1 protein-coding gene and 1 pseudogene are annotated in these 1,283 nt (G+C 53.2%); both read left to right on the top strand.

Features of this window, described 5'->3' with window-relative positions:
* Positions 1–882, top strand: an 882-nt coding sequence (locus AACS18_RS12460; protein ID WP_258228706.1) for an ABC transporter substrate-binding protein, incomplete at its 5' end; no start/stop codon positions are given.
* A gap of 98 nt (positions 883–980) precedes the next feature.
* Positions 981–1,283 (top strand): annotated as a pseudogene (gene oppB, locus AACS18_RS12465) (oligopeptide transporter permease); the annotation flags it as partial.

A 1,283-nucleotide genomic window follows, 5' to 3' on the forward strand; every position in this document is an offset into this window, starting at 1 on the left:
GTCTATTTGCCGATCCAGTCTACCAACGCCGATCTGAGCCGCTATCTGGCGGGGGAGGTGGATCTGACTTACACCACTCCTATCGAACGTTTCAAGCAGCTCAAGAAGGATTACCCGAATGAACTGAAGGTGACCGGCTTGGTGTCCACTTACTATTACCAATTCAACTTCAAGCACAAACCGTTTGACGATGTGCGTGTCCGTACTGCGCTCTCCTACGCCATCGATCGTGATGTGATCGCCGACAAGGTAATGGGTCAGGGCCAGACTCCGGCTTACGGTCTGACCCCAGACTATGTGGATGGTTTCAAGCCAGTAGTCGCCGATTGGTCGAAGATGACCCAGGCCGAGCGTGATACCAAAGCGAAAGCCATGTTGAAAGAAGCCGGTTTCGATGCCAGCAAGCCGCTCAAGCTCGAACTTCTCTACAACACCGACGATAACCACAAGAAAGTGGCCGTGGCCGTGGCCTCCATGTGGAAGAAGCTGGGGGTGCAGGTGAGCCTGGTCAACCAGGAGTGGAAAACTTACCTGGAAACCAAGAAACAGGGGCAGTTTGAAGTAGCTCGTGCCGGCTGGAACGCTGACTACAACGAAGCCTCCTCCATGCTGGATCTGATGCAGACCACCCACGGCACCAACGACGGCAAGTACTCTAATCCGGAGTATGACAAGCTGATGGATGAGTCTCGCGATCAGGTTGACGATGTGGCCCGCAACAAGATATATGCCCAGGCTGAGGCCATCCTTGCCAAGGACATGCCGATCGCCCCTATCTATCAATACGTTACTCCGCGCATGGTGAAATCCTATGTGGGTGGCTACCCGGCCAACCCGCTGGATAACCTCTACAGCAAAGATATGTACATCATTGCTCACTGATTTAAAGCAACAAGTCGCATAACAAGCAGGGCCCGCCGGACGGCGGGCCTTTATTACAACCGCGACCATTTGGAAGCAGTACAGGACAGGAAATGTCTATGTTGAAATTCATTTTTAAACGGCTATTGGAAGCGATCCCGACTCTGCTGGTCTTGATCACCGTCTCTTTCTTCATGATGCGTTTCGCCCCCGGTAACCCCTTTACCAGCGAGCGTTCACTGCCCCCCGAAGTCATCGCCAATATCGAGGCCAAATACGGGCTCGACAAACCCATTGGCATGCAATATCTCACCTACCTGGGCAACCTGGTGCAGGGTGATTTGGGCCCCTCTTTCAAATACAAGGATTTCACCGTCAATGATCTGGTGAGTCAGGCGCTGCCTGTTTCCGCCAAGATCGGG

The sequence above is a fragment of the Aeromonas sp. HMWF015 genome, from assembly GCF_963878965.1.
Lineage (GTDB): Bacteria > Pseudomonadota > Gammaproteobacteria > Enterobacterales > Aeromonadaceae > Aeromonas > Aeromonas veronii.